Origin of the sequence: Paenibacillus polymyxa, assembly GCF_001719045.1 — a bacterium.
GTDB classification, from domain to species: Bacteria; Bacillota; Bacilli; order Paenibacillales; family Paenibacillaceae; genus Paenibacillus; species Paenibacillus polymyxa_B.
In genome coordinates this window covers 230,432-252,394 of record NZ_CP015423.1, presented here as the reverse complement: position 1 = coordinate 252,394, position 21,963 = coordinate 230,432, and the positions used below count along the sequence as shown (strand labels likewise).

General features: G+C 39.1%; 29 protein-coding genes. 20 read left to right on the top strand and 9 right to left on the bottom strand.

The window, feature by feature from the left end; all coding sequences use genetic code 11:
* Positions 1 to 11: 11 nt before the first annotated feature.
* A complete protein-coding gene (locus AOU00_RS01175; protein ID WP_172828246.1) occupies positions 12 to 1,103 on the bottom strand; it encodes a tyrosinase family protein in 1,092 nt (363 codons plus the stop codon).
* Between the two features lie 447 nt (positions 1,104 to 1,550).
* On the opposite strand from AOU00_RS01175, the gene AOU00_RS25565 reads away from it, so the two are divergent.
* The 5 genes from AOU00_RS25565 to AOU00_RS01150 all read left to right on the top strand — a co-directional run bounded on the left by AOU00_RS25565 (position 1,551) and on the right by AOU00_RS01150 (position 4,156).
* Complete coding sequence (locus tag AOU00_RS25565; protein ID WP_081330665.1) at positions 1,551 to 2,264, top strand: BRO family protein; 714 nt, start codon at positions 1,551 to 1,553, stop codon at positions 2,262 to 2,264.
* Positions 2,265 to 2,325: 61 nt separating this feature from the next.
* Positions 2,326 to 2,526 (top strand): hypothetical protein, encoded by a 201-nt coding sequence (locus AOU00_RS01165; RefSeq protein ID WP_237166255.1) that lies wholly within the window; start codon positions 2,326 to 2,328, stop codon positions 2,524 to 2,526.
* Positions 2,501 to 3,004, top strand: a complete 504-nt coding sequence (locus tag AOU00_RS01160; protein ID WP_069289701.1) for a phage holin family protein — start codon at positions 2,501 to 2,503, stop codon at positions 3,002 to 3,004. Before AOU00_RS01165 ends, AOU00_RS01160 begins: the two co-directional genes overlap by 26 nt.
* Positions 2,982 to 3,812, top strand: coding sequence for a glycoside hydrolase family 25 protein (locus AOU00_RS01155; RefSeq protein WP_081330664.1), 831 nt, complete (start codon positions 2,982 to 2,984; stop codon positions 3,810 to 3,812). The genes AOU00_RS01160 and AOU00_RS01155 overlap by 23 nt, the downstream gene beginning before the upstream one ends.
* A gap of 2 nt (positions 3,813 to 3,814) precedes the next feature.
* Positions 3,815 to 4,156: a phage holin gene (locus AOU00_RS01150; protein WP_069289700.1), complete on the top strand. Its 342-nt coding sequence runs from the start codon at positions 3,815 to 3,817 to the stop codon at positions 4,154 to 4,156.
* Between the two features lie 459 nt (positions 4,157 to 4,615).
* On the opposite strand, the gene AOU00_RS01145 is transcribed toward AOU00_RS01150, so the two are convergent.
* Both AOU00_RS01145 and AOU00_RS01140 read right to left on the bottom strand, forming a co-directional pair.
* The gene (locus AOU00_RS01145; protein ID WP_069289699.1) at positions 4,616 to 4,852 is read right to left on the bottom strand and encodes a hypothetical protein; all 237 of its coding nucleotides are present in this window, start codon (positions 4,850 to 4,852) and stop codon (positions 4,616 to 4,618) included.
* A gap of 25 nt (positions 4,853 to 4,877) precedes the next feature.
* Positions 4,878 to 5,336 carry a hypothetical protein gene (locus AOU00_RS01140; RefSeq protein WP_069289698.1) on the bottom strand — a complete coding sequence of 153 codons (459 nt, stop codon included), beginning with the start codon at positions 5,334 to 5,336 and terminating at the stop codon, positions 4,878 to 4,880.
* Positions 5,337 to 5,579: 243 nt separating this feature from the next.
* Here AOU00_RS01140 and AOU00_RS01135 point away from each other — a divergent pair, with 243 nt between their 5' ends.
* Together AOU00_RS01135 and AOU00_RS01130 are read left to right on the top strand one after the other, a co-directional pair.
* Positions 5,580 to 6,995, top strand: coding sequence for a helix-turn-helix transcriptional regulator (locus AOU00_RS01135; protein ID WP_069289697.1), 1,416 nt, complete (start codon positions 5,580 to 5,582; stop codon positions 6,993 to 6,995).
* A gap of 188 nt (positions 6,996 to 7,183) precedes the next feature.
* Positions 7,184 to 7,417, top strand: a complete 234-nt coding sequence (locus AOU00_RS01130) for a hypothetical protein (protein WP_069289696.1) — start codon at positions 7,184 to 7,186, stop codon at positions 7,415 to 7,417.
* Between the two features lie 24 nt (positions 7,418 to 7,441).
* Here the strand turns inward: AOU00_RS01130 and AOU00_RS26890 are convergent, their stop codons facing one another.
* On the bottom strand, positions 7,442 to 8,230 hold the full coding sequence (locus AOU00_RS26890) for a hypothetical protein (protein WP_069289695.1): 789 nt from the start codon (positions 8,228 to 8,230) through the stop codon (positions 7,442 to 7,444).
* Positions 8,231 to 8,466: 236 nt separating this feature from the next.
* Between AOU00_RS26890 and AOU00_RS01120 the strand changes: the two genes are divergently transcribed.
* From AOU00_RS01120 to AOU00_RS27655, 6 genes are all read left to right on the top strand, one after another.
* Positions 8,467 to 8,895: a NucA/NucB deoxyribonuclease domain-containing protein gene (locus AOU00_RS01120; RefSeq protein WP_069289694.1), complete on the top strand. Its 429-nt coding sequence runs from the start codon at positions 8,467 to 8,469 to the stop codon at positions 8,893 to 8,895.
* 174 nt (positions 8,896 to 9,069) lie between these two features.
* Positions 9,070 to 10,116, top strand: a complete 1,047-nt coding sequence (locus AOU00_RS01115; protein WP_069289693.1) for a fibronectin type III domain-containing protein — start codon at positions 9,070 to 9,072, stop codon at positions 10,114 to 10,116.
* A gap of 253 nt (positions 10,117 to 10,369) precedes the next feature.
* Positions 10,370 to 11,512: a hypothetical protein gene (locus tag AOU00_RS01110; protein ID WP_069289692.1), complete on the top strand. Its 1,143-nt coding sequence runs from the start codon at positions 10,370 to 10,372 to the stop codon at positions 11,510 to 11,512.
* Between the two features lie 14 nt (positions 11,513 to 11,526).
* Positions 11,527 to 11,910 (top strand): hypothetical protein, encoded by a 384-nt coding sequence (locus tag AOU00_RS26480; RefSeq protein WP_069291988.1) that lies wholly within the window; start codon positions 11,527 to 11,529, stop codon positions 11,908 to 11,910.
* A gap of 497 nt (positions 11,911 to 12,407) precedes the next feature.
* A complete protein-coding gene (locus tag AOU00_RS01095) occupies positions 12,408 to 12,677 on the top strand; it encodes a CPCC family cysteine-rich protein (protein ID WP_069289690.1) in 270 nt (89 codons plus the stop codon).
* A gap of 142 nt (positions 12,678 to 12,819) precedes the next feature.
* Positions 12,820 to 12,903 (top strand): putative holin-like toxin, encoded by an 84-nt coding sequence (locus AOU00_RS27655; protein ID WP_223822117.1) that lies wholly within the window; start codon positions 12,820 to 12,822, stop codon positions 12,901 to 12,903.
* 215 nt (positions 12,904 to 13,118) lie between these two features.
* Here the strand turns inward: AOU00_RS27655 and AOU00_RS26885 are convergent, their stop codons facing one another.
* Complete coding sequence (locus tag AOU00_RS26885; protein ID WP_237166254.1) at positions 13,119 to 14,009, bottom strand: hypothetical protein; 891 nt, start codon at positions 14,007 to 14,009, stop codon at positions 13,119 to 13,121.
* 161 nt (positions 14,010 to 14,170) lie between these two features.
* Here AOU00_RS26885 and AOU00_RS01085 point away from each other — a divergent pair, with 161 nt between their 5' ends.
* From AOU00_RS01085 to AOU00_RS01070, 5 genes are all read left to right on the top strand, one after another.
* Positions 14,171 to 14,503: a YolD-like family protein gene (locus tag AOU00_RS01085; protein WP_069289689.1), complete on the top strand. Its 333-nt coding sequence runs from the start codon at positions 14,171 to 14,173 to the stop codon at positions 14,501 to 14,503.
* A gap of 124 nt (positions 14,504 to 14,627) precedes the next feature.
* A complete protein-coding gene (locus AOU00_RS01080; RefSeq protein ID WP_069289688.1) occupies positions 14,628 to 15,260 on the top strand; it encodes a hypothetical protein in 633 nt (210 codons plus the stop codon).
* Positions 15,238 to 15,792: an accessory gene regulator ArgB-like protein gene (locus AOU00_RS01075; protein WP_069289687.1), complete on the top strand. Its 555-nt coding sequence runs from the start codon at positions 15,238 to 15,240 to the stop codon at positions 15,790 to 15,792. Before AOU00_RS01080 ends, AOU00_RS01075 begins: the two co-directional genes overlap by 23 nt.
* The gene (locus tag AOU00_RS25555; RefSeq protein WP_075154285.1) at positions 15,770 to 15,916 is read left to right on the top strand and encodes a cyclic lactone autoinducer peptide; all 147 of its coding nucleotides are present in this window, start codon (positions 15,770 to 15,772) and stop codon (positions 15,914 to 15,916) included. Before AOU00_RS01075 ends, AOU00_RS25555 begins: the two co-directional genes overlap by 23 nt.
* Positions 15,917 to 15,930: 14 nt before the next feature.
* Positions 15,931 to 16,326: a LytTR family transcriptional regulator DNA-binding domain-containing protein gene (locus tag AOU00_RS01070; RefSeq protein WP_069289686.1), complete on the top strand. Its 396-nt coding sequence runs from the start codon at positions 15,931 to 15,933 to the stop codon at positions 16,324 to 16,326.
* Positions 16,327 to 16,566: 240 nt separating this feature from the next.
* Here AOU00_RS01070 and AOU00_RS01065 read toward each other — a convergent pair whose 3' ends face one another.
* The 3 genes from AOU00_RS01065 to AOU00_RS01050 form a co-directional block, all read right to left on the bottom strand.
* Entirely contained in the window at positions 16,567 to 16,779 is a 213-nt protein-coding gene (locus tag AOU00_RS01065; protein ID WP_069289685.1) for a helix-turn-helix domain-containing protein, read from the bottom strand.
* A 1,202-nt stretch (positions 16,780 to 17,981) separates the two neighbouring features.
* Entirely contained in the window at positions 17,982 to 18,203 is a 222-nt protein-coding gene (locus AOU00_RS01055) for a DUF6199 family natural product biosynthesis protein (protein WP_043882525.1), read from the bottom strand.
* Between the two features lie 118 nt (positions 18,204 to 18,321).
* The gene (locus AOU00_RS01050; RefSeq protein WP_061832033.1) at positions 18,322 to 18,756 is read right to left on the bottom strand and encodes a hypothetical protein; all 435 of its coding nucleotides are present in this window, start codon (positions 18,754 to 18,756) and stop codon (positions 18,322 to 18,324) included.
* A 316-nt stretch (positions 18,757 to 19,072) separates the two neighbouring features.
* Here AOU00_RS01050 and AOU00_RS01045 point away from each other — a divergent pair, with 316 nt between their 5' ends.
* Together AOU00_RS01045 and AOU00_RS26875 are read left to right on the top strand one after the other, a co-directional pair.
* Entirely contained in the window at positions 19,073 to 19,759 is a 687-nt protein-coding gene (locus AOU00_RS01045; RefSeq protein ID WP_420488435.1) for a BclA C-terminal domain-containing protein, read from the top strand.
* Positions 19,760 to 21,035: 1,276 nt separating this feature from the next.
* Positions 21,036 to 21,185, top strand: coding sequence for a hypothetical protein (locus AOU00_RS26875; protein ID WP_237166253.1), 150 nt, complete (start codon positions 21,036 to 21,038; stop codon positions 21,183 to 21,185).
* 354 nt (positions 21,186 to 21,539) lie between these two features.
* On the opposite strand, the gene AOU00_RS01035 is transcribed toward AOU00_RS26875, so the two are convergent.
* Positions 21,540 to 21,872, bottom strand: coding sequence for a hypothetical protein (locus AOU00_RS01035; protein WP_069289682.1), 333 nt, complete (start codon positions 21,870 to 21,872; stop codon positions 21,540 to 21,542).
* Positions 21,873 to 21,963 lie beyond the last annotated feature (91 nt).

The following is a 21,963-nucleotide window of genomic DNA, read 5'->3' as shown; positions in this document are numbered from 1 at the left end:
TTAAACCCTTATCATGACCTATCGGGGATTGTTAGTTCTACCCCTTCAATCGGGAGAGCAGCAGGATCTACGGATTCACCATCCATATTAACTGCCTGAAGTTGTATATCAACATAATGCAATTGATCCTCGCCAAGTTCCATGCCGTAAAAAGCTTCCGTAACATCAATAAGCCTGTTTACGGGCGTATGGTGATGATGATGGCCGGGAAAATGTCCCCCTTCGTTGCTTGGGAGCCCGAAAATGCTAAACGATCCACTGAAAACGCCCTCCTCCAGAGCAGAGTTCTTCCTACGGAGGTAGATATCAACAATAAAGGAACCCCTGGTAATAACTATATTTTTAATTTCCACTTTAATTCGAGGTTTACCAAATAATTCATGTAAAGTCCGTATAGGACAAGTAACTGTATCTAGTCCTTCATACGTATAATCAAGTCGTGGTGACGAGAGATCAAGCGTATCAGCCACAGACCACCCCGGAAAACCGCGGGATTCCAATGATAATGACATTATCTCAGGTGGAGGATTTCCCTGTGGGTTACACTTTTGCCAAATAGCCCACTGTCGATCAACGTTAGCATGGTGAGACCAGAATATTGGGTCGTATGCAGAACGTAGAATTGTTGACATATCTCCACCGGGCCCACCAACCCAACCGTGTATGTCCCCATGTGGCCCCTCGATTGCAACAGTAAAACTCATAAAATCATTTGAATCACTCATTGCATCAATTGCTGCGCTGGCGTGTTCCCTTAAACGTCTGAGAGCTTGCGGAGGATTTCGGCGAGTCTGACGACTCCGATCCTCTATTGGACCGGAGAAGAGAGGATTCAGTCGGGGTACTCCGCCGTCATCGAACATTTCATCGCCATGTGCAGGAGCCAAGCCTTGAGCTAACGATTCGCTTGAGGTCCAATCCCAAAAAGGCAAAGAAACAGAAGGGTCGATTGATTGTAGTGCTTGTTCAAATAAGCGGATATAGACCCTATGCCACGGAAGGAAAATAGATTCCCCATGCGGACAAAATTCTCGTGGTATCCAATGGTATCCTGCAAGATCGATGTAACTATTCGTTCCATCACGCCGCTGCAATTCAATCATAGCCCTTCGAAACGCAAGGAGTTCCTCCGGTGATAGCGATCTTATCTCTTTTCTTGTATGCATTGAAGATTAACCCCCTTCTTTGTAATAAAATAATGTATGAGATTGTTATGCGACATGGTTGGATAATTTATGCATGTTAGAAAAAACTTTAACACTTCCAAATTAATAGGTATGTATCCGCGTTCTACTCGGGTACATTTCGCCTGTGTTCTTGCTGTCTGACAACTTGTTCATTTATCCGGGTACATGTAAAACGTAAATGATTGAACATTTCTGCCCGTTAACTTAATGACGTCAATATCAGTCTACAACTTTATATTCACTGAACAATATTTCTCTTTAAAATCCGCAGCGTTATAGTAACAAAATCAATTTAAGATACAAGTATGAAAGCCTCTGATAACTCAGGGGCTTATTTTGCGTACAAAGAAAGGTGAGATCGTAATGGATATACTTACAATTCACGGAGTAAGAGGATTTATTGATGGAAACGGCACGCCGCAATTGAATTTGGAGGATGTGGCTCGCGGATTAGGATTTACAGACAAATCCAAAAGTGCAGAGTATGTCAAATGGGATAGAGTGAGGCAGTATATATCGGATTTGAAGTTTTCGACAGAAGTGTCGAAAGATACTTTTATTCCTGAAAACATCTTTTATCGACTGGCAATGAAGGCAAGAAACGAAGTAGCCGAAGCATTTCAGGCCAAGGTAGCTGATGAAATATTGCCGTCGATCAGGAAGCATGGAATATATGCTACGGATAATGTGATTGACAATATCCTCAATAATCCTGACTTTGGAATTGAACTGTTGACTAAGCTCAAGGAAGAACGTGCTGCCAGAGTACAGGCGGAAAGAACAAATGCAATCCTAATGCATGTTAACAAAACCTATACTGCCACAGAGATTGCCAAAGAACTCGGATTTAAGTCAGCAATTGCTCTTAACCATGATTTAGGCAATCGAAAGATTCAATTCAGGCAGAATGACACATGGTTGTTGTATAGCAGATTTGCGGATTGCGGCTATGTTGAAATCAAACAAGAAGTTCTTGATAACGGAAAAGTGATATATCACCGTAGATTTACACAGTTAGGTCGTGAATGGCTTTTGAAAATTTATAATAAGGAGCAATCAAAGGCATCTGCAAACTAAAGGTGTCTTTTTTTTGTGTCTGAGGGAGGTGATGAAACCCGTGGCAAAAATAAAATCTACATTGGATATACAACTGGATCTAACCAGACCTGTTGAGGATTTGACTGAGGTCATTTCTGCTGTAATTGCTTCACAACCACATAAACGTAAAGAAATACTTGAGGGATTAGATATAGCAGTAGGAAATGCATTAGCAGAGATACAGGCCCAAGAGGAAAAGGATCAGAAAACAGACGATGATAGCTCAGGAAAAGTTTCCTGAACAAAGAGACGGGGGAAGCAAGGTGGATAAGTGGGAGGTTTTTAAGTTCAGCACTGCTTTAGGGAGCAGCGCTGTGACGTATTTTTACGGTGGGTGGTCGGGAGTATTGGGGGTGTTGCTTGCACTGGTCATTATTGATTATGTGACAGGGCTGTTCGCGGCGGGAGCCGAGGGTAAGAAGGGAACCGGACCCGGCTTGAAAAGTAAGATCGGCCTGATCGGTATTGCCCGAAAGGTTTTTATTTTTGCAATGGTTGCTGTATCCCATCTAATTGATGGAGTCTTAGGCGATTCGCACCTATTCCGGGATGCGGTTGCCTATTTTTATATGGCAAATGAGCTGCTTTCGATAGTTGAAAATGGCGGCAGGCTTGGTGCGCCAGTCCCGTCGATCATTCGGCAGGCTGTGGAAGTTTTAAAGAGTAAAAGCGGAGAAAAGGAAGGTGACGGGGAAAATGCAGACAAGGAAAAAAGGTAACGCGCAGGGGATAGACGTCTCTCGCTATCAGGGCAATATTGATTGGAAGGTGGTCAAAGCGGACGGAATTTCATTTGCCTTCATTAAGGCCAGCCAGGGGCAACGTTATGTCGATCCGACATTTATTACGAATGCAAAAGGGGCCAGGGCTGCCGGGGTGTTACTGGGAGCATACCATTTTGTCGATGCAACCAGCGTTGAAGCTGCAAAAGCGGAAGCAAGGCATTTCGCTGAAGTGCTGGAGCAGATTGGCGGCGCAAAAGCGCTGGACCTTCCAGCAGTGATGGATTATGAAAACAATCCCGGCAATCTATCCAAAACGCTCATTAGCGCGGTAGCGTTGGCCTTTCTCTTAGAGCTGGAACGCCTCACTGGACGAAAGCCTATTATCTATACAGGTAATGCCTTTGCTGCTAACTTTAACGCCTCATTGGGTGGGTACAAGCTTTGGATAGCCCGGTACAGTGATACTCGCGTCCCGAGCGACACAGCGACGTGGAAACGTTGGGATATTTGGCAGTACAGCGATAGCGGTAAGATTAAGGGCATCGCTGGAAATGTGGATCTGAATGAGTTTGACGGTACGGCGGACGAATTGCGGACGCGGTTCAACAAGAAGGGGGAAAATACAGTGACAGAAAAGCAGAGAGACATTAACAAGGTTAGCCCGTGGGCAGCAGATGTATGGGAGGAAATGACCAAGAATGGTTACTTTGATGGAACGCGTCCCGGCGCTCCAATCACACGAGAAGAAGCGGCTGCTGCTCTAAGTCGTCTACGCCAAAACATTCTCAAGGGGGATAAATAACTATGATCGAACAATATATCACAAATATTACGCTGTCACTGATTGGACTTGGTACGCTTGGTATGCTTATACTGGCGGCCTCCTTGTATCGCAAAGTTAAGCCAATTTATGAAGCACGTTTCAGCATCGAGCAGCGCAACAGAATTGGACAACTGGCCCAAGACGCCTATTCATGGGTAGAGCGTAATTATGCTGGAGCTGGTGCAGAAAAATTTCACGAAGCTGTTAAGTACCTGACTGTCAAGATGGATCAGATCGGCGTATCTATCAAGCCGGAAGAGGTCGAAGCGGCTGTCCAAAAAGCATGGGAAGAATTTAACCCAAATAAAATTAAATCTGTATAAAGCAAATACCCTACTGGCATTTAGCTGGTAGGGTATTTTTTGTGTTGATATGTATTACAAAAGCCCTCCGTTAAAGGAAGGCTTTGTTTTGACGCTGAGTATGGCAACTCATAAATAAATAGTAGGTATATACTAAGGTCGACGTGATTTTCTACGCCATTTCAAAATTATCGGAAGTATACAGAAATACAATGCAAAAGCAACAATGATCCACCACTGAGGGTCAATTATATAGAGAATGACTCCTATAAGCAGGGTTATTACTGTTATTGCAACTCTCACTTTTAACATTGTACTTTTACTTACCCTCGCTTCCAATTTTGGAAGCGTTATAAGGGAAATTGCGGTCAATACAACAAAAAATATTGAGGTAAATGAATTATAGATAATATCAGCTCCCTTTACTATTATGTAGCTTTCCTTGCCGCCAAGGGGCTGTTTAAGAAAGACAATCAATAATTAGTTGTAATTAGTTGAAATGGAGTAACCAGTCCACATCAGGTTAACTGTAATTCCTTTTCCCTTGTCTTTGGCTTTAAGGAGTTGTGCAAGCACTCCTGCTCCTGATCCAATAATTGCAGCCCCAAGTGCAGGACCTTGCCCACCCGGAATTTGGGCAAAAAGAAGTGATAAAAATCCAGCAACGTAACTTGATTTTTGTACATATGTATTAAAGCGCCTTGGATTTAATTCCAAGACGCTCCCCTGTTTGTAGTAACGGTTAGCTAATGTCTGATGGGTACTGACCAGTAATAGCCCAAGCTTCGCCTTCAACTCTGTCTCCGTTGGCTCTGAATTGAACTTCGTATTTTCCTGAAGGCATTCCATTTGGGAATGAATTGAGACTATCCCATGGTAATGTGTCTCTTTTGCCTACGGTCTTTGTAATGTACTGTCTCCCAGAATCTTTATGCACCAAGCTCCACGTAATTGTTGATGTCCCTGTATTCTTCACTTTAATACTTACGTGCCCATAACCTTTTTCAACAGTAAATTCCATCAACGGACTTGTCCCACCAAGAACCTCATGTGTCTCTGGACCAGTTTTTTGGATAACTATACCTCCGTGATCCTTCGAGAATGTAACCCCCGTAACTGGTGCGGCAGAAGCAGCTACAGGAGCTACTGCCATTAGAGCCAAAGCACTTGTAAGGATAATTGCTGTGTTTTTAAAGTTCATCAAAAACCGTCCTCTCGAATGGTATAATTTGTACTACTAACCAATCATACCACAGAAAAAGGAATAAAATGTACATTATTATTAACAAAATGGTAACAAACCATTAATATTCGAAAATACATATTTCATTTAAGTATTGCATGACATATATTTCAAAACTTATTGACAACTGCTAAATTATGGACAACAATAGAATGCAATAATAAAAAGTTTTGGAATTTCTGTGTGGAAGGTGGATATGATATGAAGCATACACCTACGATTAGAGCAGAATTAGACAGATACCTACAACAAGAAGGATTGAGTTTAACACAATTTGGTCATATTGCGGATATGAATAGGGGAGCAGTAAGTGCTATTGTAACAGGAAATAAGCCTTTGTCTATTAAACAACTGGATCGAATTACTGAGGCTATGGGTTTGCCAGAAGGCCATTTTTACGACTTGTTCGTGGAAAATTACATCATCGAACATCCTCCAAATATGAGGCGAATCGAGCCATTTTTGTTTCGCTGTGCGGACTTGGACAAGTTGGATGCGATCCGTCGAGTGGTGGGAGCTATCATGGACAATCTACTGTATTCGCCCAAACTATTTGACATTGCAGAAGAATTGTTGTCGCAGGAACGACATGCGGCTGCATTGCTGCTCTATGAGGGGGTAGCTGAAGCGGAGAAATATCAACATTCAGAACGATTGGCAGTCTGTCAATATCGTATATTTACGATTCAAGTTGGAGACGATCAAAGCCGCAATCACAAGGCAGCTATACTATTTGAGCCTTATGTCGAGCGCCTAGATGATTTAGAACAACTTGATGCGTTAAAGGATTTGGCTAATGTGTACAGGTCTTTGCGTAAATGGGACAAGGTTGACGAAATAGCTAAATTAATGAGAGCTAAAGCGGAAATTCAATATAATTTGAAACACGAACACAAGAGTCGGGAATGTGAATCTACTAACAAGCTAACGCGTCCTCTGTTTGTGTACATTTCTTATGCTGACCTGCTGTGTGCAGGTGTCTGTGAAGCCAAAGGCGATTATCAGCAAGCTCTACAATATACATACGCCTATGCGGATTTAGAGTGGGTTAGAGAGATGGACGAGGATACACTATATTGGATTAATTTATTCAAAGGTTGGGCGCAAGCTAACGCTGTCGCAAATAAGCTTTTATCTGGAGATATAAACGCCTTATATGATTATGTTGAATACATTGGTGCACCATCAGATACATCTGAACAAGATAAAGTTGCCCAACTGTTGAACATTATGATGACGGCAAACCGATACCAGATAGACGTAAGTGATATACTTCAGCGTTTTGAAACGGATGTTAATTCACTTTTGCAATTTCCGCAATCTAATGACATATATACGAAACAAGTTATACCAGAACAGTATGCACGTTTGAGTTATGAATTAGCTTATTATCATTTATATCGAGGTACATACGACGATGGCTTCAAATACTTGATGTATTCAATGGTAAGTTATCATACACTAAATAATGAGACTTATTTTATAAAATGTATGGTGTTGTTTGAGCGTTATCGAGCTTATGCAGTATCCGAAACCAAGGCAGCATATTTAGAATTTATTGAAAGGGTGTGGATAGCTGATGTTAAGAAAAATGGCGCTATTGATTGTCGCAGCTAGTTTTTTGTTTATCGTGACTATACCTGCTCAGACTCATAGCCACCATCAGAATATCGTACTTTTCGATCAACAAGGAGGGGCTTAAGCGTAAGCAAATAAATTCCCCGCTAACCTTAATTGCTTGGCGGGGAATTTTTTACTTGCAGGAATTTACCACCATGCGCCGAATGAATTACTGAGGTGATAGCATGAACCATACATATAAAGTATTAAAGTCGGATATCGAACTATTTGCAGCTGCATTAAGCCAGGTGAGAGTATATGTTGTACAGCCGTTAGGTGAGGATTTTATATCGGTTATAGACTATGGTGGCACTATAGAAAAGTTTTCGCCTGATTCGGTTAAGATTGCTGGGGTGTATTACATACGGAATCAATTTGAATTTAGAGTAGATGTGAAAAAGGACTCCACTGGTATGTAGCCAGAATGGAGTCCTTCGTACTGTTTATTTAGTTGAGTATTCGCTTACTTCAAATGTAAGGATTTTATTGAATATTACGTAATCATTGCGACTGCTAAAAGGGCCTATGTTATTTTTATGTTTATTAATTGCATAAGAAGCTGTGCCTGAACCCGCTTGTTTAGCCTCATACCATGCAATAAAATCATTAACTTCTTTCATACTCAGGTCAAACTCTTTTTCAAGACCAGTATCCATAGTGACAACTAAGATTGCGCGTTCACCGGTTGGCTGTTCTGGGCCCGGAGTAGGTGTGGGGTCGGGTGTAGGTGTAGGATCTGGAGTTGACCCTGGATCTTTACTATAAAAGAAGTCGAATTCGCTAATATTAATGTCTTCGCCACTAAGCGTATACAAAGTGACAAATCTAACACGTTCTAACAATTTTTCATTTGGAAGCTTCGTCAGTTCTCCATTACCAACGTTGGTTTCTAATTGGTCTATATAGCCTGTGTCTCGGTCGTAGAAACTAATTCTTAAACTTTTATAATCACTTTTAAGCTTATATGAATCAATAGTTCTATCTGTACCTAAATCAATCATAATCATCTTATCTTTAGGAAGTAAGTAGCTTGTTTCTTCATTGTTATCTGTTATAAGCGTTGTATTTGCTTTGCTTACATGCGGTCTTCCTATAAAATAAGTATCAGGTACCATTGCAACTACATTTTTTCCGTTGGCATACCCTCCAGTATAGGCACTCACTGATGACAATGGGAGAAAAATAGTAATAAGTAAAGTGAAGCATAAAATTAAATTGAGCTTTCTTTTCATGTATAAGTCCCCTTTTTGTTTATTTGCTCAGTAATCATACAAAATTGAAAAAGGGATGTCTAAACATTAATGTCTATATATACAAAAATAAGTTTAAATGTGGTTTTTAATTTCTGGAGTAATGAGCTCTGCCCGAAAACTGGTATGAGTTCTTTTTATTATGTGACAATATACGCGATACTTCGACATTTCTCCCAATATAGTATTGAGAAGATTAAATACTATGGAGGTGTCATATGATAAAAGGAATCGCAAAAGGATTAATCGTATTTTTGTTGGCAGCTATTTTTTCTGTTCAAGGTGTTTATGCTGAACCGGCAGTAATCAGTCAACAAGCAGTAGCTGGGTATACGTTGGAGTTTCCAAGTTCACGCTACCCTGAAACAGGGGGACATATTAGAGATGCCATTGCAGCCGGACATTCCGCAGTATGCACGATTGACAGGGATGGAGCCGAGGAAAATAGGAAGGAGTCGCTCAAGGGCTATCCGACGAAAAAAGGATATGACCGCGATGAATGGCCGATGGCAATGTGTGCAGAAGGCGGTGCAGGTGCTGATATCCGATACATAACGCCTAGTGATAACCGGGGAGCAGGATCATGGGTAAGTCATCAGTTAGATAAATATGCAGACGGAACTAAGGTAAGATTCATAGTGAAATAAAGATAAGGACTCAACCAGTATAGAAGCTGGCATGAGTCATTTTTAATATCCAATAAAAAATAAATATGCAAGAATATAGAACATATTTATAGATTAGCAAGTTTATGTTTAGACATGATTCGAGGAATATATTACCGTAGTATCTGTTATAGAGATTACTTAGGGGGAATATTTGTGAGTATTCGTTTTACAAAAAAATTTGGTATTTTGTTCGGAGTTCTTTTGTTTGTAATGATCACGTTTTTTAACTCAAGTTCTTACGCAGCTTCAGTAGGACAAAGGCTTGCTGAACGAGAAGAAGGATGGGAACGTTATGATGATGGGAATAAGAGTATTAAGTACCTTGGATCGTGGGTAGATGATTATTCTGGGGATGAATACAACAGCACTTCAAAATGGACGAGCCAATCAGGAGCGCAGATTAAGTTCTCATTCTATGGAACAAAACTGAGACTAATTGGTACAAGATATCCAGATAGGCCAAATAATGTGCAGATTACAATAGATAATGTTAATGAAGTTTTTTCTCAAAGTGGACCGTTTTCAAGACAAAATCTAACATTTGAAAAAACAGGACTATCAGAAGGAAGGCATAATGTAACAATTACTGTTCCACAGTTTTCCGGTGTCTATGATTTGGATGCAATCGATATTGATAAAAATGGAAAATTGTTGGATGTTAATACTGCCACTAATCTCAAAGCAACAGCTGGAGACAGTCAGGTTACTTTAAAATGGGATAAAATTGAGAACGCAGAAAGCTATACAGTCAAGTACGGAACAGAATCAGGCAAATACACTGAAACCGCCACAGCTACTAAAGATGTATACGGCAACTTCGTTATCCCCGGCCTGACCAACGGAACAAAATATTATTTTGTGGTCAGTGCTAAAGTGAATGGCGTCGATTCTGAATACTCAAATGAGGCTTCTGCCACTCCACAAGGAGGTGGAGGCGAACAACCTGATCCTGAACAACCTTCAGGCAACCGTGCCATTCTGGTAGTCACCATGACAACTGGTTTGGAGAAAGAATTCGACCTGAGCATGAAAGAGGTCAATGACTTCATTTCATGGTATGAGGGCAAACAGGCAGGTTCAGGATCTGCTTCATATGCTATTAACAAGCACGATAACAATAAAGGCCCATTCAGCAGCCGTAAGGATTATATGCTGTTTGATCGTATCCTAACATTTGAAGTAAGTGAATACTCTAAATAAATTAAAAGCTCTGCTAACCTTAATTGGTCGGCAGAGCTTTTATCGTTTTTAACAGGCCTGTGTTAGGCTGGATTATATTTCGTTTTAGCTTCTTCATATAATTTGCCGAGGTTACGAAACTCAATTGTCGTCCTTTACCACGTTGAAAATATGTTTACTATTTAATATTTTTCGTATATATTAATATTTGGAAATTAGTTTTCATAAATTTTTCCTACAAAACCAGATTAAATTAACAAAGGAGATTATTTTAATGAGTATTTCATTAAGAATAGAACGCAAATCCGGTGGTGAGCCAATTGAGTTTGTAAAAGGTGAAATCACTGGCTTTACTTATAAGAATAATAGTTCCATAAACCTTTCAGCTAAGTCTACAAACTTGGCTCATTCGCTACATATTCGAAGCAAAATTCCGCTTCATTCGCTTCCTTCAGTTATAGACAATGCGGATAATTCCAACATGCTGTATACATGGGCAAACACAGAATATAAACCTGATAGTGAGGATTACTATCGCAAATGTAATATCCAAATCGTTAGAAATGAAAACACAATCCGAGATATTACGTTTACACACGCTTATGTAGTTAAGTATCAAGAACAGATTGATACCAGTAAAGAGATCCTTGAGTTTGAACTTGTTCTAAAACAAAAAGAAGATCAATTGGGAAAAATTCAATACAGTCCTCAGTTAGAACCTAAGGAAACAAGAGAAAAGGATCAGTCTGATGTCTCGCAAAAAGTACTGGAAGGTGCATATAGTAAGAATATGTTAGTATATGCAGGAAATATTACTTTTCCGTTTGAAAATCCTATGGTAGAACTAGAAAAGACTTGGGTACGAGGCGTAGAGAAGGTAAAAGATTCGACAGACACTGTAATACATTATCCTGATCGTAAAGCATTTACATTAGTAGCTGTTCCTATAGCTCGAAAAAAGTACGGGGACATCACAGCCAATTTACTTAAACATTCACTTGATTACAAACCAGGAAATTTAAACTTTAACGAATGGTCATACGAGGCGCAGCAAGTTAAAAAATCTAAAGAGCACATCGCCATAGTTAATGCCGCAGTCAAAAAAGCTAAAGCTAATAAAGTTAAAAGTTTTTCATATAATGGATCTGAGGGGCTAGAAAGTAATAGAGATTTATATAATGCTTTTCACAACATGTATTATAAAATAAATGGAGATTACGTTCACGGGCAATGGAAAATTACTGCAATATATTATGATGTATATAATTTCGAATATAATTTTAAACAAATGTTTACTGGGGATAACAAACTTGGTTGGGCTGCGGCCAATCTAACAAATTTAATGGAATCATGGGGAACGCTCAATGAGTATACATCGTATGTTACAGTAACTGATATAAGAAAAGCTTGGAAGTGAGGTATGAATTGCAGATGAAGCGTAGATACATCATTATCTTGATTGCTATACTAGTTACAACTACTACTCTAATTTTCCTGGTGAATTTTGGAGATAATACGAAGTATAAATACCCATCAGGCAAAGATACCGTAGAATATTTTGGTGACGGGACTTTTCAAATTTTGAGAGGGGGGCCGCAAGACCCTTTAATACTTTATAATCATCTTGCTGATCCACTGGAAAAAGCTGTTGATAATATTGTGTCATATAAGATAAAAAAAAATATCGTATATGTGGTTGGTGAAAATAGCTTCATTAAATTGGATTCAAGTACCAACACATACGTGAAAAAGAAACGGATTTCCGACTTCACTTCCAATGATAGAGAGATATTTAATAAATTAACGGAAAAATAGAAGCTATCATAAACAAATGTGGTAGCAAGGGAGATTTAACTTGTTCACAAAGGTTAACTTAACATGCGCTTTAGTTGAGCTATTGTTATGTAAGTATTCTAAATTTATAAAGAATGGTTACCACCAGTGGTGATATTATGATTATTAAAATTGAAGGTTACTTTTTTCAGAATTTGATTACTGGTCCCCTATGTACACAAGAAGAACTATATCAAAAGTATATACAAGCAAAAATGCTGAGTCTTAATATTAGAGATTTACCTGATATATTTTGTCGACTTCATAATTTTGATCGATTACGTTTTGAAGATGACACAGAGGTTGGTTTCGTGATTGATACAGATACGGACAGGATATACAGACCGATATATTGATGTTTAAAGCGGTTTATCCAAAAGATATCTTCCTATCTCCTTTAATTACAAGTAATGAAGGAATCACATAACTAGCTAACGGAACAAAAAAATAGATACATAATAAGGAGAGGTCTTATAGCGGTGGGAAAATATACTTGTCCTTGCTGTGGTTACAAAACCTTAGACGATGAACCGCCTGGAACCTATGATATTTGTAAAATTTGTTTTTGGGAAGATGATGGTATTCAGTTTGCAGATCCGGATTATGATGGAGGGGCAAACATAGTATCTTTAAGACAGGGCCAGCAAAATTATAAAGTATTTGGCGCTTGCGAAGAAAAATGCATAGAGTTTGTGAGAAAAGCCTTAGATAAAGATATACGCGACCCGAACTGGGAACCCTATAACTAACTAGAACGCTAGTTCAAAATTGAATTCTATTAATTAAACAAGCTCGGGACCTACCTGGGGCTTGGTTGTGGTATAATCTGGATTGTGCGACAAAACGGCTATAAAGGGCGGTCGGCTAATCTCCCGGAAGGGAGGTGACGCCATGGAAGTTAAAGACACGCTGATGTTGATGATTCAATTCGCAACGTTGGTGATTCTGATACTTTCTTTCCATAAACGGAAATAGACCGCCCTGGCGAGGATACGGTCTATTTCTGGATCAAACCTCAATTGCTGACCGCTCTTATAGCGGTAAGTCGTACAAGGGAGCGGTGGTAGCCGTTCCCTTTTTCTATTCTTATGTTATCATATTCATTTTATACAGGCAATGGAATTACCTCTGTTGACAATAGTCATAATGGTTATAGAAATATTAAAACCCCGGATTGCTCCGGGGCTGTTTTATTCGAGACCAAATTGTGCTTTTGCTTGTAGTTTGTTGCCTTGGAATGTGAAAACGGCATTTGCACCAGGTCCGACTTCACCTTTATACGAATACATTACAGTATAAAATTCGTCTCCTTTTTCACCAACCTCTGAAAGAGCCTCACCGGGACCACCGATAATTTTCGCAATTTCCTCATAAGTCATTCCATTTTTAATCTTGTTATATTTAGCTTTGGTAATGGTTCCGAGGTTTGGCGATTCTGCTACTGTCCGACCCTCTATTTTTCCGTTATATAGTTTCCAATTGGCTTCTCCCTTAACACCACGGGAACCAAGTTCACCCTTAAAGGTAACTATATCCCCCGGATTAAGACCATTCAATTCTGAACGATCTGAAACTTTTACAACAATAACATCCCCGAGTTTTTTCTTTTCAGCGCTAATATCTGACCATAGTTCACCGTTGTAATCTGCTGGTTTACCATAGACATAGAGGCTGCTTGATCCAGCTTCAATAACAACACCTGACCATGAAACAACTTGATTTCTTACACTGTCGAATGTTTCCCCTTGCTTGGATACTGGCAATGCAAAGAGTGCAGATGAAAACTTATCAAAAGGAAGCGATGTGTCAATCAATGGTTTTTTAGCGTCAGTCTGTTCCTTGTGTACTGATTCAGTAGTAACTTCTTTCTCTTTAACAGGCGTAGTAGCTACAGATTTTGAATTAGTTTCGGTTGGTTTCTGAGTGTCAGCGACTGATATTCCAATAATAAATACTAAGAGAGCAGCTAAACCAAAGAGAAACATTTTCTTAGCCTTGCCGTTCTTTCTTATTAAAGCTATAGCCCACAAAACAAAAAACACAAAAAAAGCCAGCAAAGCAATCACAGCAATTGCAGTCATTACATAACCCCTATCTATTGGTAATATTATAGTGAAATTAGTATATATGACCTAGGAATAATTTTCTAGCACAAAAGTCTTAGAAGTAGAAAACAAAAGCCCTTGTAAGGAACAAATGTTCGGGATATAATTTGAACATATTACATCAGGAGGCTACATACATGGGAAAGAAACTTGAGGGTAATGGTTTATGGGAGAGTTCGCGGATTATCTTGCCAGAGCATAAAGAAGGATACTTACGTTTAATGAAAGACCGTCAGCGGCGCGGTAAACCCGAGCTGGACGATCAAGAGGTACAGTTGATTGAGCAGGCTTTAATAGAGTCTTACAATACACGTACGACCGTGACAGTGACAGTATTTAGCCCGTTCGATGATACGGAAATGACTGGTGTAGTTACATCAATTAACACTGCGCGTAGGGAAGTAAAGCTGTTCCGAGGGGAAGATGATTATAGCTGGATTAAGCTGGAGGATATTATATCGGCAGGCTGAAAATAATTACCTCACATAATACATAAATACTTCCATTTAACATGGTAATTGGATTGCCTCTAACAAGTAACAAATATAGAATTAAAGCATATTTGTTACCAATTATGTGAAGGGGTTATGTGTTATGTGGGAGCCTATTAGGTTCTTGCTTTTCTCAATTGTAGAAACATTTGCAGCGTTCGTTTTAATGTTAACTATTTTCAGAGTTAGGGCTTTAGACTATGTATGGCCTGCATTGTTTATTGGATTGATAATGAATTTGCAAAGTTTCATTTTAAGGGAAGAAACTTCTTTAGCTTTCTTTGCTCCAACCATAAACATTATATTGTTCACGTTATTGATAACCACTGTTGTTAGGATGCCGATTATTTGGGCAGCCATCATATCCATTACAGGCACATTTTTGTATACATTATTCCAAGCAGCGATTATATTAATGCTTTTTGGTACCTTAACAACAGAAATGCAGACCTCTGCAGAAGGATCGTTAGCGCAAGCGGTTACCAGTGCGTGGGTGTTAGCTATTTCGTGGTTTCTGTATAAATTTAAAATAGGCTTTACAGCAGATTATGAGAATCTACGTTTTAAGTGGGAGTATGTACTCGTTATTATTTTAATAATAGGAGTATTGGCAGCTTGTGCATTTATGTTTTACGTCAATAATTTCTTTTTAAGTATTCTATTTATAGCCTTAGCATCTGCCATGTTTTTGTATTATGCATTAAAAACGGAGCGTGATTACTATAAAAAGTCTTGACACTATCGCTCTTAATATTGCAACTCACATCAAAACAGTTGTCCCTGATCATCCTTCATCTATAGATGTTCTAAAACACGGGATATCCGTTGCGATCAATACAGTTTCAATTATTTTACTGACTATCGGTATCTCGTTTTTTACGGACAGGATGCAGGAAACTTTGTTAGCGATGATATCTTTTTCAGTGTTGCGTCAAATTGTAGGAGGGATACATTTAAAGAGCAATATAATGTGTATTGTTGTATCTACAGTTCTACTTACTGCTTTATCTTTCGCAAGTTTTAATTACAATTGGATCGTTATTACGTCGATAATAAGTATTGTACTTATCTTGGTTTACGCGCCATCGCGGATAGAGGGGAAGACACGTATATCAAAGCAGTACTATCCGTTGCTAAAGTTTACGGGAGTTGCAATTGTTGCTCTAAATCTGTGGTTGGGTTATTCGGTAGTAGCTGCTAGTTTTTTTGTTCAGAGTTTAACACTAATAGAAGGAGGTGTGAAAAATGAAGAAAACCAAACCAAGTAAAGTGAAGGCAAGTATGTATTACAATGTTGCTGCAATGTTGACAACACTTGCGGTTGCATCAGTGAGTACGGCAAGTCTGTCATGGATTCACAGTCCCGAACCACCAAAAGAATTGTTAAAGTAAGCGGGGAATGTTAAATGCTAAGTTTAACCGTATCAGCAGATCCCGGAGGAATAGAAAAAGGCGAAAATGTTCAAGTGGACAAAGTTCTTTTCATTTCTAAGGGGAGAAAGCGAGATCAGATACTGGTTCACACATTTGATAAAACATACTATATGGTAGGTACCTTGAGACATTGGGAAAACTTTTTGAATTGTAACGGATTTCGCTTTTTGAATGTGGACAGAAGTAATACTCTTAATGTAGAAAAAGTGAAAATCGTTAATGGTATTTTCAAAGATGCTTACTTTGAAGATGAAATAACAAAAACATCAAAAAGGTGTCCAATCGCTTACCACCGATTTGACGAGGTTGTTGAAGAAATGGGCTTCATAAATTCAAAAATAATCTTCACAGGAGTTGCTACGAAATAGCGACTCTTTTTTTGTCGAAAATAAGTGTCTTATAATGTCGAATGTTAAGAGACATTCAGCGCCCGAATTTTTGTTGCCAAAACCCTAATATTGGGATTTAATAGTAGTATAGGCATGTCAAAAATAGATATGTTCGATTATAGGCATAATTGCTAATGAAAAGAAAAAAGGAAGGGGAGTAGAGTTATTTATAAAAAGTATGGTTTATCCATACTTTTATCCAAGGGAGAGCCAACAGGCTCACTCAAAGATCAGTTCGTATAAGTCTTCTATTCTACAATCGAGAGCATAGGCTACGTTAATCATAACATCAGCCGACATTTTATCCTGATTGTTGGCCCAATTGGATATCAAATGTCTGCTGTAGCCTGTGCGCCTAGCAAGATCGATTTGTTTTATACGACGTTCTTCGAGTAACTCCTTAAGTCGGCATCTCCCACGGGAGATTTTCAATCAGAGATCCTCCAGTAGATGTCTATTCGTGCAAATTATATCACTGAGAGGCACTCCAGTAAATACGACAAAGGACGTGCATCAATGCAAATACACAGATTAAAGATTAAATGGGACATAAAAAAAGAGAATGCTGAAATTTATACCTTATCCATGCTTCAAGTATTTGGGATTACCCTGCCGGTCGTTGTAATAGTGGAAGCCCCTTCGTGGATTCATGAATTCACTTTCGTAAAGTAGTATGCAAAACGGGGCAGAATGGTTCACACCCATTTGCCCCTTACATTGCTTTTAAAGTCGTCCCCCTAAGCATCCCCCAAATGTCCCCCAACTCATGAAAAGTTATGATAGATTGTGAACAACGCTTCTGATGAAATATTCTATAAATCGTTATCCTAATATAGGAGAAGATGAAACGATAAATTCGTACATAAACAGAACACAGGTTCATCAATGGGAACGCGATCAATATCTGACTCTTTACTAAAATGGGAAATCCCTTGGCGCTCAAAGCGTTGAGGGATTTTTTTGTTTGTGGTAGGTAAAAAAATTTATTAAGTTTATTTATAATTGCCCCCCTAATTGCCCCCAAAAATTTTATTATCAGAATAAATTTTCAGTAACAGACTCATAGTTCTCCATGCTATTCATCTCTATTTTTTTGGAGATGTGTGCATAAACGTTGGCTGTTATTTGGATGCTACTATGTCCAAGTCTCTCCTGTACATACTTCATTGTAGCCCTAGCTTCAAGTAGCAATAGCGCATGATGTTATATATGCGTTTGCTCGAACAGAAAGCATAACGCCAATCGCTTTCAAGGGGAAAATTTTTAAACTAATGTTGATTGCAAAATATGTGTTGGATGTCTTGAAAGTCTTAGAAAACGAAGTAACTACACTCGGGTATACTGGCTCTTCTAAACCATTCACTCTCGAGAGTGACGAGTCGAGTTTCTGCATTGTTCTTCCTTATAGGGTGACTGGTTAGATGAGTAAATACAATGGGAGAAAATGATCTTTACTACTTATTACAACGGCAGGCCGGTCTTTGAAATTAAGGAAGTTCGATTGCTGGAAACTATGGATAAGAGACAGATTTCTGTTTTTGAAAATATGCTAAATGATATTTTAGGAGCTTCAGCTAAACAGCAAGTGTCTTTTGGATAAGGGTATTTTGAGGATTGAAAACAGATAGTAGAATTTACAGGAATATAACTAAAAGTCCACATGTTAAAAAGAAGAACCCAAAGAGTATCGAAACAGAGCCTCTAAATTTCATGTCATCAATGTAAGCATCACTTGGTTCAGAGTCCCCTTTGATCTTCCAGGCTTCGTTTGCACGCCATCCCCAAGTGGGATTTCGTTTACTTAAAATACCAAGTGAGAAAAAAATAATCGCAATAAAAATAAGCATGAATCCCATTTGATCAGCCCCTTTAAGTAAACTATACCAAAAAAGAACGACAGATGGAAAGTATCGTCTCTCAAGGACAGATATAAGAAAAATAAGAGGGCTTTGCCCTCCATGTGATGGTTCAATTTTAATCTGAGTAGGCAACAGCATTAAAACTTTCTATTCCTATTCGGGTAGCATCTGCTGTGCAAAATAGATATAAGGTATACACCAATTCATTTGAAGGTGGTAGAGGGATGTTGTAATCGGAAGCATTTATGGTGACGACCTGTACAGCGTTTGGGTTTGCTTCGGAGACACTTACAGAGTAAAGGGCGTAAGCAACAAGCGAATCGAAATTGCCTCTAACAATGGAAAAAGAAATAACGGAGTCGAATGGTGGAGGGGTAGGAAATGCAAGCTCAGCTATCCCGGATAATTGTACACGCATGTTTTCCCCTGCGCCCGTTACATCTAAGCCAAGCTCAGCAATGGCAACGGGTGTATTGGCTGGCAAGGGAATAGAGATTGTATTACCGTAACTTGCGTTTTGAGATGTTCGAGCATCTAACAATCTAGTCATTATCTCATCTCCCTTTTTGGGTAAAGGATTTGCAAGCTGGAAATATAAAAATACAGACAGTGTAGGATTTGGACCGGTTGATTGAACTGGGTATTAAGCTTCAGAAGGATGAGCTGTAATAATGCTAACACGATAGGGTCAGACCTATGCCTATTTTCCTGAAATGAAGTCAATAGCCCAATCTTTTTGGTTAATTGCACAATAAGCTACTTTGACTAGACTTTGGAGGTGACCATTAATTATGTTTCGACATTATTGTTGGCAGAAGAATATGCATCGGAGAAAATTTAGAAGATGTGTAGTTAAAAAAGTCAAAGTGTTACCGAAAGTTATTGTTAAAGGGATCCGAGGACCTCAAGGACCTCAAGGACCTCAGGGACCTCAGGGACCGCAGGGACTGCCGGGTCCACAGGGAGTTCCAGGCGCTCAAGGCCAGCAAGGGCTACAAGGTTTTCAAGGAATTGTCGGACCAACAGGACCAGCAGGAGCAGTAGGACCAGCAGGACCAGTGGGACCGGCAGGAGCGGTAGGTCCAGCAGGTCCAGCGGGGGCGGTAGGACCAGCAGGAGCAACGGGGGTAGCAGGGCCTGCAGGCGCCGGGATAACAGACTTCTTAAGTGTTTTCCGAGCAGATCCTGGTACGGGAACTGACACAGTTCCGGGTAACTCACCAATTACCTTTACAGGAGTTTTAGCTAATGTTGGTGGTGCATTTACTTTCACTCCTCCATCTACAACGATAACAATCAACGAAACGGGGAGCTATCTAATAGATTTTACAATTCATAACCAAGGTGATGCTAACTTTAACCTTACCGTAAATGGAATCCCTGTTACCCCTGTTCCCTTCACGGGTAACGGTGGCGGACCAATTTCGGCAGAAGTCATTATTACTGTAGGGGTCGTTCCTACAACTATTCAATTGGTAAATGCAAATGCAACTCCAGCCCAACTTCATAACTTTACCAATACAACTCTTACTATATTAAAGTTGACTGTTTAAGCCATTCTTAATGATATATAGAACATTATATGTAGCCGCCTTAGAAAAGACTGTACGATTTCCATCGTCAGTTTGTCTAATTACACTCATAGTAAGCAGACGCATTTATGAGGGGATTGTGTAGCATGGCAAGAGAACGTAAAAAAGATGATATTATTCAGACATAGAAATATGAATGCTAAGAAGGTCGGGAAACTTCTCCCACCTTCTTTTTTGTTGTGACAAATCGGAACTATTGCTTTGATCCGTCAGGTACGACAAACTCATGAGCGGCAATCAATATAAATTTTCTTTTTTGATTAGTCGCGAAAAATGGAAGCTACAGAAGAACGGGCCGAGGTCGATTGGCCTAAAGTTGAGCATTGCATAAGGAAGCCTTTAACCTTGTGTTGGTAGAAGGACTGACGGAGGAAGAATACAAGAATGTAGACGAAGAGGGCATTAAGGAGTTGGATGGCCTCTTAGAACGATTTCTATAAGGAGTTGTTTCCACCTGATGAAGTTTATGAGCCTACGACGAAGAAGACCAAGAGGTTCCTGAGGATGATCGGAAAATAAACTGGATAGAACTTTGGCTCTATACGTGAGTAATGGTATTTCTGATTCAGAATGGACTAATATGACCATTCCAAAGATTAGAGCGCTCATGAAGGCCAAGAACAGAAACCGGGAATTCGAAATCATTCTCCACGGTGGTAAGGTGGAAAATAAAAAGCCGAAGAAGGTCAAGTCGCTATCTGATCTTGGTTTCTTCGCAAAGTAAATTAAGAAGCATCCGCAAACATGAAGTGCCCCTGCAAAGTAAACAGCTATTTCCTTGTCTTTGTTTGTTGTATTTCATATTTATGTGTCGAATATTCTTATTTTTAATGAATCACGGAATGGTATGAATATTTATAGAAGGATTTTTTTGCGATTTAGCCAGAATAGCCCTAGCTTATTCGAGGTGATCAGCATGAACCACGCATATAAAATGTTAAAGTCGAATATCGAATTATTTGCAGCTGCGTTAAGCCAGGTAAGAGTATATGTATTTCAGCCATTGGAAGAGGATTTAATATCGGTTATAGACTATTGTGGTACTCAGGAGAAGTTTTCTCCTGAGTCGATTAAGTTAAACGGAAGCTATTTTAGTTTAGATTTAGAGTAGACACGAAAAAGGACACATAATGAAATGTGTATTTTTCATGTCAGACAAAGCTCCCCTAACTTTGACAGTCATTAAGCTGTATGTTTATTGACGAAGATTAAAAGAAGGAGAGGAGTTATTGCTCCGTTGTCAGCTTCTGCAGATGCAGCAACTGTAACACTTGACACTTACAAAAATTTTTCAAATCAAGAAATAGTTTTATCACAATCAGTAATATTTAAAGATGACACGACATATACAGATGTATCTGTTACAGTGAAAAGAGTGAAATTTTAAATTAATGGTTTGGAAAATCCTTTTAATGCTAATTATTATAATCGGTTGGTCTGGACAAGTGACGAAAATACACCGAGTATAGAAAATACGTTATCAGTAAAAATTGCCCCAAAAACAGGGAGTCTTTAAGGTTCCAGTAGTTATGAGAACCTTTCTCTGATAAAACAAAAGATCAACTCCGATTCAAAAGTATATGGATGGATTCAATTAGAATCAAAAGAGTGGACTAAAGCAGGATCAGCTATAATTAAATATTAAAAAATCCTTAACGTTTGAAGTAAGTGAATACTTTAAATAAATCGAAAAGCTCTGTTACCTTAATTGGTCTGCAGAGCTTTTAACTGTTCACGGCTTTTAGAATATATCCAGGTATTCTTTCTGGAATTTGATGAAATCTTGCACACTGTCGTGATAGGTAAATCTACCGCCATTTTTATCAATAATCCAGTTGATCTTCTCGTCATTTAACAAGATTCCATACATGCAGTGATTAAGCAGTTCAATTTGCTTTTCATCCCTAATTCGGATCAAATGTTTTTCTTCTTCGACAATGAGGTACCATTTCGTTTCTGTTTCATCTACATCTACGTCTACATCCGCATCTACATACAGTATTGATACCGACAAGGGAAATGGCCAGTCAAACCAATGTCCTCGTTTGTCTTCTCTATAACCTTCAAATGCCATGGTTATTTCCCCCTACTTGGATAATTTCCTGATTAGTTTAAATGTATCTAACGTGCTGCGATTGTACGCTTAATTGGAAACTGTTTTACGG